This is a genomic window from Anaerococcus urinomassiliensis (genome assembly GCF_900128425.1).
GTDB classification, from domain to species: Bacteria; Bacillota; Clostridia; order Tissierellales; family Peptoniphilaceae; genus Anaerococcus; species Anaerococcus urinomassiliensis.
Map to the genome: position 1 here is coordinate 1,816,670 of NZ_LT635782.1, position 17,710 is coordinate 1,834,379.

18 protein-coding genes are annotated in these 17,710 nt (G+C 35.3%); 3 read left to right on the forward strand and 15 right to left on the reverse strand.

Annotated elements, in window-relative coordinates:
* Position 1 precedes the first annotated feature (1 nt).
* The 6 genes from BQ7474_RS09570 to BQ7474_RS09590 form a co-directional block, all read right to left on the reverse strand.
* Positions 2-823, reverse strand: coding sequence for an acyl-CoA dehydratase activase (locus BQ7474_RS09570; RefSeq protein ID WP_073998635.1), 822 nt, complete (start codon positions 821-823; stop codon positions 2-4).
* 147 nt (positions 824-970) lie between these two features.
* Positions 971-2,710: an acyl-CoA carboxylase subunit beta gene (locus tag BQ7474_RS09575; RefSeq protein WP_073998636.1), complete on the reverse strand. Its 1,740-nt coding sequence runs from the start codon at positions 2,708-2,710 to the stop codon at positions 971-973.
* A 15-nt stretch (positions 2,711-2,725) separates the two neighbouring features.
* A complete protein-coding gene (gctB, locus tag BQ7474_RS09580; RefSeq protein ID WP_073998637.1) occupies positions 2,726-3,520 on the reverse strand; it encodes a glutaconate CoA-transferase subunit B in 795 nt (264 codons plus the stop codon).
* Positions 3,513-4,517 (reverse strand): glutaconate CoA-transferase subunit A, encoded by a 1,005-nt coding sequence (gene gctA / locus BQ7474_RS09585; protein WP_073998638.1) that lies wholly within the window; start codon positions 4,515-4,517, stop codon positions 3,513-3,515. Before gctA ends, gctB begins: the two co-directional genes overlap by 8 nt.
* A gap of 28 nt (positions 4,518-4,545) precedes the next feature.
* Complete coding sequence (locus BQ7474_RS10650) at positions 4,546-4,704, reverse strand: hypothetical protein (RefSeq protein ID WP_159429561.1); 159 nt, start codon at positions 4,702-4,704, stop codon at positions 4,546-4,548.
* A 49-nt stretch (positions 4,705-4,753) separates the two neighbouring features.
* A complete protein-coding gene (locus tag BQ7474_RS09590) occupies positions 4,754-5,338 on the reverse strand; it encodes a leucine-rich repeat domain-containing protein (RefSeq protein WP_073998639.1) in 585 nt (194 codons plus the stop codon).
* Positions 5,339-5,748: 410 nt separating this feature from the next.
* On the opposite strand from BQ7474_RS09590, the gene BQ7474_RS09595 reads away from it, so the two are divergent.
* On the forward strand, positions 5,749-7,014 hold the full coding sequence (locus BQ7474_RS09595) for a Glu/Leu/Phe/Val family dehydrogenase (protein WP_073998640.1): 1,266 nt from the start codon (positions 5,749-5,751) through the stop codon (positions 7,012-7,014).
* 94 nt (positions 7,015-7,108) lie between these two features.
* On the opposite strand, the gene ltrA is transcribed toward BQ7474_RS09595, so the two are convergent.
* The 8 genes from ltrA to BQ7474_RS09630 all read right to left on the reverse strand — a co-directional run bounded on the left by ltrA (position 7,109) and on the right by BQ7474_RS09630 (position 14,695).
* Complete coding sequence (ltrA, locus tag BQ7474_RS09600) at positions 7,109-8,500, reverse strand: group II intron reverse transcriptase/maturase (RefSeq protein ID WP_073998641.1); 1,392 nt, start codon at positions 8,498-8,500, stop codon at positions 7,109-7,111.
* On the reverse strand, positions 8,497-8,649 hold the full coding sequence (locus tag BQ7474_RS10655) for a hypothetical protein (protein WP_159429550.1): 153 nt from the start codon (positions 8,647-8,649) through the stop codon (positions 8,497-8,499). The genes ltrA and BQ7474_RS10655 overlap by 4 nt, the downstream gene beginning before the upstream one ends.
* A gap of 365 nt (positions 8,650-9,014) precedes the next feature.
* Positions 9,015-9,959, reverse strand: coding sequence for an NAD(P)-dependent oxidoreductase (locus BQ7474_RS09605; RefSeq protein WP_073998642.1), 945 nt, complete (start codon positions 9,957-9,959; stop codon positions 9,015-9,017).
* Positions 9,960-10,082: 123 nt separating this feature from the next.
* Complete coding sequence (locus tag BQ7474_RS09610; RefSeq protein WP_073998643.1) at positions 10,083-10,874, reverse strand: nitrilase-related carbon-nitrogen hydrolase; 792 nt, start codon at positions 10,872-10,874, stop codon at positions 10,083-10,085.
* A gap of 65 nt (positions 10,875-10,939) precedes the next feature.
* Entirely contained in the window at positions 10,940-11,881 is a 942-nt protein-coding gene (locus BQ7474_RS09615) for a 5-oxoprolinase subunit C family protein (RefSeq protein ID WP_073998644.1), read from the reverse strand.
* Positions 11,874-12,620: a 5-oxoprolinase subunit PxpB gene (pxpB, locus tag BQ7474_RS09620; RefSeq protein ID WP_073998645.1), complete on the reverse strand. Its 747-nt coding sequence runs from the start codon at positions 12,618-12,620 to the stop codon at positions 11,874-11,876. The genes BQ7474_RS09615 and pxpB overlap by 8 nt, the downstream gene beginning before the upstream one ends.
* Before the next feature lie 13 nt (positions 12,621-12,633).
* Positions 12,634-13,917 carry an NRAMP family divalent metal transporter gene (locus tag BQ7474_RS09625; RefSeq protein ID WP_328585405.1) on the reverse strand — a complete coding sequence of 428 codons (1,284 nt, stop codon included), beginning with the start codon at positions 13,915-13,917 and terminating at the stop codon, positions 12,634-12,636.
* Position 13,918: 1 nt separating this feature from the next.
* Positions 13,919-14,695 carry a LamB/YcsF family protein gene (locus BQ7474_RS09630; RefSeq protein ID WP_073998646.1) on the reverse strand — a complete coding sequence of 259 codons (777 nt, stop codon included), beginning with the start codon at positions 14,693-14,695 and terminating at the stop codon, positions 13,919-13,921.
* Between the two features lie 206 nt (positions 14,696-14,901).
* Between BQ7474_RS09630 and BQ7474_RS09635 the strand changes: the two genes are divergently transcribed.
* Complete coding sequence (locus BQ7474_RS09635; RefSeq protein WP_073998647.1) at positions 14,902-15,408, forward strand: helix-turn-helix domain-containing protein; 507 nt, start codon at positions 14,902-14,904, stop codon at positions 15,406-15,408.
* A gap of 28 nt (positions 15,409-15,436) precedes the next feature.
* Positions 15,437-16,312 carry an IS3 family transposase gene (locus tag BQ7474_RS09640; protein ID WP_268873873.1) on the forward strand — a complete coding sequence of 292 codons (876 nt, stop codon included), beginning with the start codon at positions 15,437-15,439 and terminating at the stop codon, positions 16,310-16,312.
* Positions 16,313-16,432: 120 nt separating this feature from the next.
* On the opposite strand, the gene BQ7474_RS09645 is transcribed toward BQ7474_RS09640, so the two are convergent.
* Entirely contained in the window at positions 16,433-17,680 is a 1,248-nt protein-coding gene (locus BQ7474_RS09645) for a sodium/glutamate symporter (RefSeq protein WP_073998648.1), read from the reverse strand.
* Between the last annotated feature and the right edge of the window lie 30 nt (positions 17,681-17,710).

The following is a 17,710-nucleotide window of genomic DNA, read 5'->3' on the forward strand; positions in this document are numbered from 1 at the left end:
CCTATTTGTTGGCACTTAGTGCCATTTCTCTTTTTCTTTTGTTCGCTATTTTTTGATAACCTAGTAGTCCTGCTCCTAGGGCTCCTACTAATTGTGAGTATTCAGATGTTTTTATCTTATGACCAATGTTTTCTTCTAGGGCTCTAACCATACCATGGTTTAAGGCTACCCCACCAGTAAATACCACATCATCCTTGATCCCTACTCTTTTAGCTAGGGCTCCTACACGGCTAGCTATGGCATTATGAATACCTTTTACTATACTAGGTTTGTCTGTACCTTTTGATAGTTGGCTTATCACTTCTGATTCGGCAAATACTGTACAAGTAGATGATATTTCTACTATGTCTTCTGCTTGATCATCAAGTTTTTCAAGTTCATCAAGGTCTACTTCTAGTCTACCTGCAATAACATCTAGGAATTTTCCTGTTCCTGCTGCACACTTATCATTCATGACAAAGTTATCTAAGATTCCATTATCTCCAATGCTTAAAGCCTTAGAGTCTTGGCCTCCTATGTCTATGATTGTCTTTACACCTGGGAATAAGAAATATGCTCCCTTGGCATGGCATGTTAACTCTGACATTTGATAATCAGCAAGTTCAAAGGTGTTTCTACCATAGCCTGTGGCCATAATAAAATCCATATCCTCTTTGCTTAGGTCTGTACCCTCAAATATTTCTTCCATTACCCTCTTTGGACCGGAAGTTCCTGCTCCAACACCTATTACAGCTGTAGATACAATCTCTTTACCATTTCTTAAAACGACTGCCTTTGTAGCAGTAGAGCCTACATCTACACCTAATGTATATATATCATCCATATAACCTCATCCTTCTTTATATATATTAATATCGATTAACGATATTTATTTAACACTACTATGTACTCATCATACTCGTTGGAAAAGCTAATTCAATTGAATTAGCTTTTCTTAAGTATGATTATATATGTTTTTATATATGAATGATTAGCCTCTAATTATTCTTGGAAGAATCATTTGGTGAACTGGACAAATTTGTTGTTTATTTTGATAGCTTGCTTCTGTAAAGGCAACCATGTAATTTCTCAAGGCATTTAGGTTTACAACTTCATCTACCATGCCTGTTATAGCTGTGTATATAGGTTTTGATTTTTCCTTGTAGTCATCAATTAGAGCATTCATTTTCTCTATTGTTTCATCAAGGTCCTTGCCAGCCTTATTATCTTTTACAAGTCTTCTAGAATACATAGCAATTGAAGCGGTTTCACCGTTCATTACGTTGATTTCTGTTGCTGCTGTTCCTAGGGAGAAGGCATTTGTATCATTACCTTGTGGACCACCTAATACATAGTGAGCTGCTGCAGTACCCTTCCTTAGAGTAATTTCCATTTGAGGTAGGTCAGAGTTTTGGATTGAGTAAATCAATGATTGACCTAGTCCTAGTAGTTCTGCTTTTTCTGCTTCATCTCCTACATCAATACCTGTAGTATCTTGGATCCAGATTATTGGTAGTTTGTCTCTAGCACATAGAGTTACAAATTCATTTAGTTTTATAAGTCCCTGTCTATATAGTTTTCCACCTACACCAACACTACCTGCGGCCTTATATTCTGGGTAGTTCATTAGTAGACCTTGGGCATTGGCAATAACAGCTGTTGGCAAACCATTAATTTTTGCTATACCTGTTATCATTTCTGGTCCATAGCCTTTTTTGAACTCTTCAAATTCTGACCCATCTGTAAGTCTAGCTATAACCTCATACATATCATAAGGTTTTTTGGTGTTCATTGGCAAGATAGAATATATATCATCTGCTGAGAATAGTGGTTCTTTTGGATCATCAACTCTAAAGAAGTCTAGGTCATAAGCTGGAAGCATATTTACGAATTTTTTGATTCCGTGCAATACTCCTTGTTCATTAGAGTAAACTTCTCTCATGAATCCTGTTTCAGCAAAGTGGATTCCTACTGATCCTGGAGGAGCTTGGATACCTGCTGATTTTGTTGAATTTATGATATCTTGAGCACCTTCTTGGTCTATAAAGCCCTTTGGATTCATACCACCAACGATACCTGCACCACCTACTGCCATGTTGGCATCCTTGTGGGCTATTATTATTGTTGGAGATATTGAGTGGTAACCACCACCAGCTGGGTTTGTTCCCCAAATACCTACTATAACTGGAATACCTAGTTGGTTTAGGTCAGCATTTCTGTAAAATGGTGTACCACCACCACGTCTGTTAGCATATACTTTTTCTTGTTCATCTAGTTTTACACCAGAACAGTTTAGTACATATACTAATGGTATATTAAGTCTTTTGGCTGTATCACTTGCTCTTACTAGGTTTTCTGCTTGACCAGCAACCCATGCACCTGCAAGTTTCTTATTATCTGATCCTACTATTAGGCACCATTTGCCAGATACTTTTCCAAGACCTTTGATAATACCTGTCGAACCATTTTTGTTGCCTTCTGGGTTAAATAATGAGTTTAGTGGGATAAAAGTTTTATCATCTACAAGTTCGTGGATTCTTTGTAGAACTGTCCATTCTCCTCTTTCATTTACTTTTTCATCTGGCTTACCAGCAGCTTGCACTTCTTTGATGGCATCTCTAATTTCTTTTTCTACAGCAGAAAGTAGGTCGCAGTTTTCCTTATCTAAGGATACTTCCGATCCTATTGTTTTCATATTTTGGAAATATGGATGTAATGTATAATTTCCCATGAGCTATCCCCTCTATCAGTCCTTAGGTACTTTGATGAATGCTTGAGTTGGGTCGATTTCTTCCCTAATTAGTTTAATAACTTCTGGGCTTGGAGCTTCAAGTTCTACTGCCTTGTCTGTTGCTATTTCAAAACCAGTGTTTTCTACTATTTCTTCTATAGAAGATGTTGGATAATATCCAGCTAAGTACATTCTCTTTGTTTCTTCATCAAATTTAAGGATTCCCTTATCTGTAACTACCATCTTTGGTCCTCTGTTGCCTGGAAGGCCAGCTCTTTCACGTCCTCCAGGACCATCCATATAACCAGGTGATGTTACATAGTCAATTTTTTCTATAAATCTTCTTTTTTCGTGTTGCATCATGATAACTGTATCTACATAAGTAGCTATACCATTAGCTCCACCTGAACCAGTAAATCTAGTTTTTGGATTATTATAATCACCGATAACTGTTGAGTTTACGTTACCATATGGGTCTATTTGTGCACCACCTATAAAGGCGATCATTCTATTTTCATCATGTAACCATTCGTTTGTTTCAAAACCAATGAATCTATAGTTTGGCCATTGTACAGCACAGTGAGCCATAAGTCTGATATCACCTACTGAAGTTGGAACTTCGATTGGTTTACAGTCCATAAGACCACTTTCTACTATGATTTGGCAATTTGGTGCAAATACTGTTTTTGCAACTGAGGCACCTATTAGTGGAAGTCCTGTTCCTACTATAACTATTTGGCCGTCTTCGATTTGTTGGGCTATAGTTACAGCTTGCATCTCTCTGATTGTGTAATTTTCGTAATTACTCATTATCGCTACCCTCTCCTTTTGCTTCAACTTCTATGTTTTTCTTTAATACATCTGTTGCATATCCATAACCTTGAACTGCCATTATGTTTAATAAAGTCTTTATACCGATTTTTTCTAGGTATTCACCATGGTCTTTGGTACCATAGATATATTCTTGTACGAATGCCTTGAAACCTTCTTCTGTCTTAGAAACTTGTTCATACATTCTTAAGATGTTTGCATCATAGTCATAGTAACCATAACATTGTGATGGGTGAGCTCCCTTTGGTACATGAACTACAGCATCAACACACATACCAGGAATTGTGTTTTTAGTTGGTTCACGTCTGATATCTTCATTGCTCATTAGCTCTTCACAAGTTACGATTGTTTTTCTAGCTGCTATAGCTATATCAGCATCGTGGAATTCATCACCAATGATTCTTGTTGTTCCATCAGGAGATGCTACTTGGGCGTGAATGATTGCAGTGTCTATTAGAGGAACCGGAACTGCTACTACCTTATCATCGCCAGAGAATGGGTCTGTTACATAGAAGAATTTATCATTTGGTAGTTTATCGATTTTTTCTCTTTCTTCTTTTGAGATTCCCCATTTGTCAACCAAGTCTGTACCTTGCATAAGTTTTACTGGTAGATATGGTAGACCCAAAGATGCAGCATGCAATCTAAGCATTTCAACGTCTTGTGAATAGTCTTCCATTAGAAGGGTTCCATTTTCTACCTTAGCTCTAAATCTTCTTAGTACATTAGAAAATCCTGAGTTTGCAGTATAGCAGTTAATATATGCCTTTAGTCTGTCTTCACCTATTAGTAGGTCCCAGTCACCACCTGCAGGACCACCTTCACCTATGAAATCTTTTTTACCTTGTCTTAAAATTTCGTGAATAGCAGCGTATGGTTTTCTATTTGTTGTAAATCCGCCTAGACATAGAGTATCTCCATCCTCTACATAACGATCTATGGCTTCATGAAGGCTTACTACCTTAGTATTTTTCATTTATAATCCTTTCGTTATAAGTATGTATTTATTTATTATCGTTTCCAAAATTTGGTGTTTTTGGTATATCAAAATCATCAATTGAGATTTTATCAGGTATTTCTTCTTCGTACTCCACAACCACATCATAGTCCTTATCACTATTAGCTACATGGATAGAGTACTCTTCCCTTATTGTTTTACTCAATATAAATACCTCTTTCTTATATATGCTTTATATTAAATCCTACTTATCTTTAGATAAGTTCAGAGTTTTCTTCAAATGCTCTATGGTCTACTTCACAATCTTCAGGTATCTTAACTTGAGGGATATTGTTCTTGTGGAAAGCAAACTCTTTTATTTCCTTTACTGTTTCTGGAATGCTTAGTTCTTCTAGTTTATTATCATAAAAAGCAGAAACATCTATTTTTTCTACCTTGTCATTCCAATTTATCTTTTCTATATTGTTTAAAGAAAATGCATATTTTGAAATCACTGTCACATCTTTAGGAATACTTACTTCCTTAATTTTGTTTCTATAAAAAGCAAAGGCCGCTATGTGTTTTACACCCTCTGGCAATACTAATTCTTCTATTTCGTTTTGACCGAAAGCTTCAAATCCGATCTCTTCTACAGTTTCAGGTATTTCTACTGAAGTGAAAAATCTTCTGAAGAAAGCTTTTTCCCCAATCCTTCTGATAGGTACTCCATCAGGTGAAACTTTTGGAATTGGCATAGACTTTATTTTTTCTTCTTTGATCTTATCTTTCCCTTTTCTACTAAGGGCTACAATAGAGTCTCCATCAAATACAAAATCATCATATTCAAATTGACTACTCATTAATTCCTCCTTCTATCATATAATGACTATTAGCAGTATATCATATATGCACTAGTAATGAAAGTATTTTCTTAAATATTTTTTACAAATAATCTATAATCTTAATAGCTTAATCATTAGATAAAGTTACGAGACATATATTGCCATGTTTGTTTATGCAAGCATTTTCTTAAATGATTTTGCAGATAACTTTCATTTAAGTTTGCCAGATGAAACTTCCTTCTTTATATATAGTCTGTATAAAGGTTTTATGTTAAAATTTTAAGACCTATTTAAGTTATTATGACATTTTTTACTAGTCTTGCCAAGGTTTAAAAAGAATTTGCCTTTTTGCCTTGAAAAATGAAAACGTATTTGTTATAATTGTAACGTAATCAATAATTACAATAATAAGTCGTTAGGAGGAAATAATGACAGAAACATTAAACCCATTAGAATCCGCACAACAAAAAGTAAAAAAAGCTTGCGAAAAGCTCGGTGCTGATCCTGCAGTATATGAAATTTTAAAAGAACCAGAAAGAGTAATCGAAATCTCTATCCCAGTAAAAATGGATGATGGTTCAGTAAAAACATTTAAAGGATGGCGTTCAGCTCACTCAACAGCAGTAGGTCCATCAAAAGGTGGATGTAGATTCCATCCACAAGTAAACTTAGATGAAGTAAAAGCTTTATCTCTTTGGATGACTTTTAAAGGTGGAGCACTTGGCCTACCATATGGTGGTGCTAAAGGTGGAATTGCTGTAGATCCTAGCGAACTATCTGAAAGAGAACTAGAACAACTATCTAGAGGCTATGTAAGAGGACTACACAATTACCTAGGCGATAGATTAGATATCCCTGCACCAGACGTTAACACAAACGGTCAAATCATGAGCTGGATGGTTGATGAATACATAAAACTAAACGGCGATAACTTTGACATCGGAGTATTTACAGGTAAACCAGTAGAATTTTCTGGATCTCAAGGACGTAACGAAGCTACAGGATTTGGTGTAGCAGTAGTAGTTAGAGAAGCTGCTAAAAGATATGGTATCGATATTGCTACAGCAAAAATAGCTGTTCAAGGTTTTGGTAACGTAGGTAGCTATACAGTTAAAAACATCGAAAGACAAGGCGGAAAAGTTTGCGCTATAGCTGAATGGGACAAAAAAGAAGGAAACTACGCTCTATACAACGAAAATGGTATCGACTTTAAAGACCTATTAGCTTACAAAGAAGAAAACCACACACTAATTGGTTATCCAAACGCTGAAAAAATCTCAGAAAAAGACTTCTGGGAAGGCGAATATGATATCCTAATACCAGCTGCACTAGAAAATGTAATTACAGCAGAAGTTGCTGAAAAACTAAATGTTAAACTAGTTTGTGAAGCTGCTAACGGTCCTACAACTCCAGAAGGAGATAAGGTTCTTGAAGAAAGAAACATTACATTGACTCCAGATATCCTAACAAACTCTGGTGGTGTACTAGTTTCTTACTACGAATGGGTACAAAACCAATATGGCTACTACTGGGATGAAACAGAAGTAGAAGAAAAACAAGAAGCTGACATGATGAAAGCTATCGAAGGTGTATTCGGAATCTGTGATGAATACGATGTAATCCCAAGAGATGCTGTTTACATGTACGCTATCCAATCAATTGATAAAGCTATGAAACTAAGAGGTTGGTATTAATCTTAGGCTCTAGGCTAATCGAGTAGGAGGTAAATGATTAATTCATCTACCGTCCTCTCACACCACCGTACGTACGGTTCCGTATACGGCGGTTCTACAGTTTAATATGAACTTTATTGTAATAGCTGACTAGGGATATATAGCCCCTTTCAGCTATTCTTTTGTTGTTAAGAGCTCTGTTTAGTACTGGACTTTTGGCTATTCTCCAATAGGATTTACGTGTATTTGCCCATTGCCAGGCTTGAAATTTTGCTGTTCCTAATTTTACTAGATTTGTAAATTTGGTTTTTACTTTCTTCCAGCTTTTCCATGCACACATTCTTATTCTTCTTCTTAACCATTCGTCTAGTTTTTGAAGATGGCTTCTCATATTTGCTAGTTTGAAATATTGAATCCATCCTCTTATGATTTGGTTGATTTTTATTCTTCTTTGCTTATAGCCTAGTGCATTACTTCTGTTTGTTACTTCTTTTAGTTTTGCCTTTAGTTTCTTTAGGCTTTCTTTGTGTACTTTTAGTTGGGTTCCGTTGTTATGGTAAAATCCATACCCTAGATATTTTGTTTGGCTTAATTTTCTTATTGAGGTCTTTTCCTCATTTACTTTAAGTTTTAATTTTCCTTCTAACAGCTTTTTGACTCTTTTGTAGTATCTTTCGGCTGCTTTTCTATTTCTTGCAAATATTAGCATGTCGTCTGCATATCTTACAAATTTGTATCCCCATTTTCCAAATTCTTGGTCAGCTTCGTTTAGGTAGATGTTTGCTAGTAATGGACTTAAGGGTCCACCTTGTGCTACTCCTTTGTCTGATTTTACTTTTATTCCATCTATCATTATTCCTGATTTTAGATATTTGTGTATTAGGGATATTACGTCTCCATCTTTTATTTCTTCTGATAGGATTTGTATGAGTTTGGATTGGTTTACTGTTTCGAAGTATTTTTCTAGGTCTAAGTCTACTACCCAGGTGTTTCCTTCTTCTGCTATTTCTTTTATCCTTTTTAGGGCATCATGCGCGCTTCTATTTGGTCTAAATCCATAGCTGTTTTCTGAGAATTTCTTTTCATAGATTGGGCTTAATTTTTGTGCTATTGCTTGTTGTATTACCCTATCTGTTGTTGTGGGTATGCCTAGATTTCGTTTCTTTCCATTTGATTTTGGTATTTGTACCCTTTTTACTGGTTTGGGTTTGTATTTCCTTGCTCTTATTTGTCCTAGTATTTTCTCTTTGTTTTCTTTTAGATATTCTAGAAGTTCTTCTGTTGTTATTACATCTATTCCTGCTGTACCTTTTTTTGATTTTACTTTTTTAAAGGCTTCGTTTAGGTTGTTTCGATGGAGTATTTTTCCTATTAGTTCATTTTTGGTATTTTCTTTTGAGTTAATCTTTTCATGACTGTGTCCAGCTAATTTATTTTCACTTGCCGAGCTATCTTTGATTAGTCTGGTTGATTTTCTACAGTCTTTGTCATGATTAGTTTCTTTCATAAATTTATACTTCCTGTAGTTCTGTCCTTCCTAGTTTTTACTAGTACTATGACTTCTGCTGACTTCTCACTATTCGTTGTTACTACTGTTTCGCTAGTGAGACCTCCTCGGGTAAGGGCATGTTCTTTCCTCTCATATATCTGCCACATTTACATTTACGTATTCCGTGTAGTTATTGGACTTTGGCTTGTAATGCAGTCTTATCCTACGTACCTGCCTTATGTAGTTTCTGTTCGTCAGACCAAGAGTTTGCCTAGGGCTTCCTTCAGATTCCACCTCACGATGGACACCCTTGCCTTTGACTATGTGTTTCCCACTACCGGGCACACTTAGGACTTTCACCTGTTAGAATATGATCATGCCGAGCGCACATATAGCAAAAAGGCGGGATATTTATCCCACCTTTTTTTTATCTAAAATTTGACCTATAAATAATATATAAATTTACTAACTAACATGCTTTATTATTTTACACATCAAAAAACCAGGAGAATTTTCCCCTGGTTTTTTATAATTAAAGGCTAAATTGTTTTTTGATATTTTCAAGAACAACATCACCAATATCATCTTGAGAATCATGGGTAGATCCACCGATGTGTGGAGTGATGTAAAATCTATCACATTCAAATAATTTGCTTTCTACATGAGTATCTGTAGAATCAAGACCACCTGCACCTAGTTCATTAGATATAGTATCGAAGTTTGCTCCACCGATTACCTTATTTTGTAGGGCATCATATAGGTCATCCTCGTTTACTATTCCACCTCTTGCTGCATTGATGATGATTGCATCATCTTTCATTTTTTCTAATTGTTCTTTAGCAATCATATCTTTTGTATCAGGTGTTAGAGGGATGTGTAGGGTAATTACGTCAGCTTTTTCAAATATTTCATCAAGGTCTGTTAGTTTTGTGTAATCTTCTTTGATATCAGCTTCTGTTAAGAATGGGTCGCTAGCTAGGACATCCATGTGGAATACATTAGCAATCTCGCCAACTCTTCTACCTATAGCACCATATCCTATGATACCAATAGTTTTATTTCTTAGCTCTCTACCAATCCATCTGTATTTGTTCCAAATTCCATCAACCTTGATTTCATTTTGAGCTTGTACAGTATTTCTATATAAGTCTAAGATTTTTGCAATTACAAGTTCAGCTACAGCATTGGCATTTAGACCTGGAGAGTTGTATATTTCTATGCCTTTTTCCTTAGCATATTCTTTGTCTATATGATTAGTTCCTGTTGAACCTACAAATATAGCTTTAAGGTTTTCTCCCTTATCCATTATATCTTTGTCTATGAATGGGTCTACCCTCATTATTAGCATATCGTAAGCTGGAATAAGTTCCATAAGTTTTTCTTTGCTAGGTAGCATTTCTTTATCAAATTCTATTCCTAGCTCTTCTAGTCCCTTGTCAATTTTATCTGACATGTAATCAATTATTAAGGCTTTCATTTCCTTCAATCTCTCCTTTGTTTTTCGTGTAATGTGATAACATTTTCAACTACTATTATAACACATGCTAACTTTTTATCAAGCATTGTTTTATTCTTATTTTCTCATACTTCTACTTCTATTTTATTTATATATTTTTTTGTAGAGGTCTTCCCTTCTATCTGCTAGAATTTTAAAGGTTTCCTTGTATTCTTTAGCTGTGCTTAAATCAAGCTTTGCAGTCTTTATCGGTCCTGGTTTATTTGGATCAATTATATAATTTGCCATGGGTCCAACTATCTGAGAATGTCCACCATAATGGCCCTCATAGGCCCTGCCAGTAGAGTTAACCCCTACTACAAACATCTGATTTTCTATAGCCCTAGCCCTTAAGAGGCTATCATAATTTATAATCCAATCTTCATGCCAGCAAGCAGGATTAAATAAAACTTCAACATCATCTAGGGCATAGGAAGTAACCCATGGGGCAAACTCTATGTCATAGCATATTAAAAGTCCACATTTGACTCCATCTATTTCAAATATTAGCCTAGAGTCTCCAGGTGTAATAAAATCCTTTTCTCCAGATGCCTTATAAAGGTGGGCTTTATCATAACTACCTATTACTTTACCATCTCTATCAAAGACATAGGAGGTATTATAGACCTTGCCACATCTATTATCTAAGATAGACCCTCCAATTATGTAGGATCTCAGTTCTTTGGCAAGGGTTGATAAGATTTCTTTGGTTTTTTGCCCTTGCTTATCTGCTATTTTGATAGCAAGCGGATCAATTTCTCCTGTATTAAAGATTTCTGGCAAGACAATAACATCAGGATTTTGATCCCCAGATTTTTTTATTAAATCTTCTATTAACTTATAATTATAGGTATCATCTAACCTCTTTAGGGCTGGTTCTATCAAAGATATCTTCATTAATCCTCTCCCCTGAAAAAATAAAGGACTCAACTAGGAGTCCCCATTTTTGTTTTATATATTTATTAATTAAGCTCAGCTTTTATCTTATCAAAAGTATCATAATAAGCACGAGCTAAGTCATTTGCTTCTTTAGGGCTTACTTCTGTAAATATTACCTTATCCTTATAGTTTAGCTTACCTAATTTATGAAGGTCAGCTGTAATTATGGTTCCTACTTTGGTATATCCACCTGTTGTCTGTCTGTCAACAAAGAGGATTATAGGTTGACCATTTGATGGAACTTGGATTGATCCTAGGGCTGTACCATCTGATATTATATCAGCAGATTCTTTATGTTCTATCTTGCTACCAGAAAGTCTGATTCCCATACGGTCAAAGTCTTTAGTTACTGTATATCCACCTGAGTTAAAGAAGTCAAAGATTCCCTTATCTGTAAAGGCATCATCTTGAGGTCCCTTAACTACCCTTAGTTCACTAAATTTTGAGTAGGCTTTGATATATTTTTTGTCAAGGACTCTTTCTTTTTTATCTTCTGATACGATAACATCAAAGCTATCATCACTCATTAGCTTGCGTCCTTCAAAGCCACCCATTCCTGTCTTTAGGTTGGTTGATTTTGAGCCATTTACTACTGGTACATCAATCTCTCCACCAAAGGCTATATATCCCCTAAAGCCATTTTGGGCTGCGCCTAGGGTTAGCTCATCGCCTTCTTTTACTAGATATGACCTATAATTTTCTATAGGTTCATCATTTAGCTTAGCTGAAAAATCTGCGCCTGTTAGAGCTATTAGCATAGGAGCGTTAAATTCAAAACTTGATCCCAAAAATGCCATCTCTATTACTTCGCTATCCATATCATTGCCTACAAGAATATTAGCAAGCCTTGCATTATAGTCATCAGCAAAACCAGAAACATTGATACCAATCTCTTGGTAACCGTATCTACCACTATCTTGGATGGTGGATAGCATACCACCATTTATTACTTCTACATTAGCCACGGAGTTGCTCCCTCTTAACTTCTTTTATGTTTACTTTATAAGTTCCAGCATTGACTTCTTCTGATATTTTATTATAGGTATCTTCATCAACAGATACATATCTAATATAGTCTCCAGCCTTGATAAATACTGGTGCTTCTAAGTTTGATGGATCATAAAGTTTTACCGGTGTTCTACCTATTAGTTGCCAGCCTCCTGGTGATTGGATTGGGTACATACCTGTTTGGCTACCTGCAATACCTACTGAACCTGGTACTATTTTTAGTCTAGGTGATGATAGTCTTGGTGTTGCTATTCTCTCATCTAGACCTCCTAGGTAGGTAAATCCTGGTAAGAATCCCATCATATAAACTAAATAGTCTACCCCAGTATGGATTTCTACTACTTCATCTTCGCTTAGATTAGCATTTTTAGCAACATTAGCAATATCAGGGCCATATTCTCCACCATATAGGGTAGGGATTTCTATTAATCTTACGCTGCCACTAGCTAAGTTACTATCTGCTATTTCTATACTAGATAGTTTTTCTACTAACTGTTCGTAGGTAAAAACTCTTGGGTCATAATTTATTAATATTGACCTATAGGTTGGTAGAATGTCTACTATCCCATCCAATTTTTGATCTTTGAGGTAACCTACTACTTGGGCTATGCTCGCATTGATTTCTTTACTAATTTCATTACCAAACTCCATTACAAGAGCGCTATCTCCTGATGGTAGGTATTTTATATTTTCCATATTATCGCTTCCTTTATATTCCTACACTTATCATATTAATTAATGTCTTTACACTCATGATACCCGTAAATATAACAACTAATATACCTAGTATATATAATAATTTTGAATGTTTATATTCACCAATTATTTCCTTTTTCCTAGTAGCTGCTAACATTACAGCCAAAGTGATTGGCAAGATAAATCCGTTTAGTGTTCCTACAACAACAAGTAATTTTTGTGGTTTTCCTATTATTATAAATACTATAGTTGATATAACTAAAAATATATTTGTTATTAGTGATTCCTTGTTAGCTACAGTAGTTGATAAGGTTTTTAGGAATGATACTGAGGTATATGCTGCACCAACTATTGGTGTTAGCGATGCTAAGAAGAATAATAAACCAAATATCTTATATCCTGTGTTACCTGCACCGACTCTGAAGGCTGTTGCTGCTATATCATTTGGATCTATTTGATCACGAGCTATTCTTAGTGCTCCTAGGATGGCTAGGAAAAGTAGGACCCTCATTATAAAGGCTACTACTATACCAAGCATAGCAGATTTGTTTACCTCATCTAAGTTCTCTTCTCCAGTGATGCCAGCATCTATAAGTCTGTGACCACCTGAGAAAATTATGTAACCACCTACTGTACCCCCTATTAGTGTAATTATTGCAGGAAATAGCTCAGCCATGGATTTTTCTGGCATAACCATTGAAGTGAAGGCCTCTCCCACAGGTGGTTTTGTTTTTATTGCTACAAATGTTATCAAAATAATCATTATGATTCCAAAATATTTTGATGTTTGGTCAAGGATTGTCTTTGCCTTAGGATTAGAAAATATTAAGATCCCTATTATACCACCAATAGCAGCACCAATTCTTGGATCTAGACCAAATAAAATATTTAGACCTATACCTGCTCCACCGACGTTACCTATATTAAAGGCAAGACCTCCAAGGGCAACTAGACCTGCAATAAAGTAACCTAGTCCCGGCAAAACCTTGTTGGCTATATCCTGGCCCCTCATTCCTGATACTGATATAACCCTCCATACATTTAGTTGGGCTATCAAGGAAATTAGCACTGATGATAGTACTACAAAGGCAAAGGCCTTATCTAGGTCATAGGTCAATTTTCCAGTTTGAGCTATAAAACCTGGTCCACATGAAGATGCTGCCATTAAGAAGGCAGCCCCAATAAGAACTGAAGGGTTAGACTTTTTACTTTTCATTGTCTTAACCTTAGAATCTCCCTGAGGTTCATAGGTTGTTTGCTCAGTTACTTTGTTCTTATTATTTTTGTTTTCTTGCATTTTACTTTCCTAAAAACTCTAGCAAAGGTGCAACTTTAATGCCTTCTTCTATTAGGCCTTCTTTTAAAATTCTTACGAACTCAAGGGCTTCTGGATTGTCCCCATGGACACAAATAGAATCAGCTACTATATCAATTTCTTTGCCATCTGCTGTAGTTACTTTGCCTTCTTTTACCATTTTTATTACTCTTGGTAGGGCTTCTTTAGGGTCTTTTACAAAGGCTCCTGGTAATTTTCTATTTACTAGAGTTCCATCTTCGTTGTATCCCCTATCAGCAAATACTTCTTGAGCGACTTTTAGGCCACGTTTTTTGCCTTCTTTAGCTATGTATGATCCAGATAATACCATTAGTATTAAATCTTTGTTATATTCTTCTACAGCATCTAATATTGCATTAGCAAGTTTTTCATCATTGCAGGCTGTATTGTAGAATGCTCCATGTAGTTTTACGTGTTGGAGGGTAGTTCCATGAGCTTTAGCAAAGGCTTCTAGGGCACCTACTTGGTATAAAAAGTATCCACGAGCTTCTGCTTCAGAAACATCCATCTTTCTTCTACCAAATCCCATCAAATCAGGGTATCCTGGGTGGGCTCCAATATTAACTCCTTTTTCTTGGGCTAGGGCGCAAGTCTTATCCATGATTAGTGGATCTCCAGCATGGTAACCACAAGCAAGATTGATACTTGTTACATATTTTACGATTTCCTCATCTAGGCCAAGTTTGTATGAACCAAATGATTCTCCAATGTCACTGTTTAAATCAACGTAATATTCCATTATTGACTCCTTTTTTTTATTCATTCTAATTAATTGTAGCACAAAACCGATTTCATGTAAATTTATTTCATTTTTTATTATTATTTTCTGATTGTAAAACGATATCAGATTAGTTAATATTCATATCTTTAGATAAAATCCCCAGGTCACGAAAGTGAACTGACCCCAAAAAGTTGGACCAACCAACTTAGGGAGGTCAGTTTTTTATGGCAAAATATAGTACAGAATTTAAATATAAAGTAGTTGAAAGATACTTAGAAGGTAACGAAGGTTATGAGTCCTTAGCTAAGATATTTAGCATCCCTGATAAAAAATTAATAAGAGTATGGGTAAACGCATATCAAACATTAGGTTATGATGGTTTAAAAAGATCTAGAAAAAAACAAAAATATTCTACAGAATTTAAGAGAAATGTAGTAAAGTTGTACTTAACAGAAGAATGGTCCTATCAAGACTTAGCCAACAATTTAGGTATAACAAATCCATCGATGATATGTACTTGGGTTGGCAAATATAGAAAACATGGAATTGAAGGACTAGAGCCCAAAAAACGAGGAAGGCCTTCAAATATGACTACTAATGAAGATAAAAAGACTAGTAAATCAATAGATAAAGAATATACACCAGAACAAAAAGATAGAATCAATGAACTAGAAGATCAAGTGTATTGGCTACAAATGGAAGTAGATTTCTTAAAAAAAAGAGAGAATTGAGACAAAGAGGCAAACTCAAAAAGAAGAAATAGCTAGTATAATACATGATCTTAGGTCAAAATACAAATTGAAAGATTTACTAATTAAATTCAACTTTCCAAAATCAACATATATGTATTGGCAAAAAAGATTTGATAGAACTAACAAAGATGCTGATTTAGAAGAAAAAATATTAAATATTAGAGCTAATCATAAAAATTATGGCTATCGTAGGATATATGGTCATTTAAGAAATCAAGGAATATTAATAAACAAAAAGAAAGTACAAAGATTAGTCCAAAAGCTAAAACTACAGGTTAAAATCTTTGGAAGAAAATCTAAGTATTCCTCATATAAAGGACATATAGGAAAGTTATCAGATAACTTAATAAATCGTAATTTTAAATCACCATTACCACATCAAAAGATAACAACAGATACATCAGAATTTAAATATTACACTACTGATGATAAAGGTAATACGAGAATAGGGAAACTGTACTTAAATGCATTTCTAGATATGTATAATGGTGAGATAATATCATATTCCATAAGTAAGAGACCAACAATGCAGGCGATTTTAGACCCACTAAAAGAAGCAATCAAGATAACAAGTGACTGTAAAGAAAGAATATTTCATTCAGATCAAGGATGGGGTTATCAAGTAAAACAATACACGAAAACACTTAAAGAATATGGAATAACCCAAAGTATGTCAAGAAAAGGAAATTGCTTAGATAATGCTCCAATGGAAAACTTCTTTGGAATATTAAAACAAGAAATGTATTATGGTCAAACTTACAAATCTTATGAACAATTAAAACAAGCTATAGATGTGTATATAAAATATTACAATGAAGAAAGAATAAAAGAAAAATTAGGATACTTATCACCAGTAGAATATAGAAGAAAGAATGCAGCTTAGAAATCGACTTTCCCCTAGGGGAAAGTGCAAACAAAAAACATCAGACACAAATTAAATCTATGTCTGATGTTAAGTCCAACTTTTTGGGGTCACCTTAAAGACCTGAGGATTTTTTGCTTATTATTTTATTAGTGATGCTAGGACTGATAATAATATCGGATTAAATATATCATCTATTATAACTGCAAAGGATGGATAGAATACCCAGGCTAGGTTGTGATAACCATATTCTTGCATTACTGCCTTAATGTTAGCAACTGCATTTGGACCTGATCCACAGCCCCAGCCACAGTTACCTGCAGCCATTACAGCAGCCCCATAATCCTTACCAAAGGCTCTAAAGGATACTGTCATAGTAAATACAGCTATTAGGATAGCTTGTAATACTAGGATGATTACAAGGGATGAGGCTTGAGAAGCTATAGCTGTGATATCTATTGTCATTAGTACCAAAGCTAAGTATAACTCTAGGAACATGTCCTGAATGGCTGTAACTTCTGGTATATACAACTCGCTATTTCTCTTTTCATTTATATTTCTAGCGATTGCCCCAGCAAATAAACAACCAATAAACTTAGGCATTTGAATCATTGGTATAAGGTCCAAGAGGTATTTTATAGGGATACCAAATGCCGCTATAAGTAAAGTCATAGCAAAGGCACGTATCATCTTGGTGTTATCTATCACTGGGAGCACATTATTCTTTGCTGTTTCTGGTTTATCATTTGGGTCAGCCTTAAGATTATTTTTCCTAATCAAGTATGCTGCAATTGGTCCGCCTATTAGCGATCCCATTATATTTCCCATGGTACCTGCAGCTACACCAAATTCTGTTACATTAGCTGGAGCTCCCATAGACTTAAATATAGGTCCAAATGCTGATGCAGTACCAACCCCTCCACTCATGGCTGCTGATGATGCCTGCAAGCCCAAAAATGGATTGAGACCTAGGGCCTTGGCAGCACCTAGACCCAATAGGTCTTGTAAGAGGATAAGTAGGCATGATACCCATGTTACCCTAATGACAAGCTTTTTTCCTGCACTTTTCATTAGGCTAGTAGAAAAGCTATAGCCTATGGCCAAGAAAAATAAGTTTTGGGCAAGGTCTTTGGTTACCTTGGCATCAAAGCTAAAGTCCATTATGCCAGCTGTTTTGATAATTGATACTATAAGTGAAAATATAATACCAGATACAACCGGGGCAGGGATGGCATATTTTTGTAGGGCCTTTGATTTGCCAACCAAAAACCTACCTAAAAATATAACTAGGGCAGCTATTCCAAGGGTAGTAAGGTACTCAACTTGAAAAGCTGGAGTAGTACCGGAAGTTTTAGTTATTTCTCCATAATAAGATAAAAAGTTATCCATTATTTCTCCTTCTAAATTTTAACCCTGGGT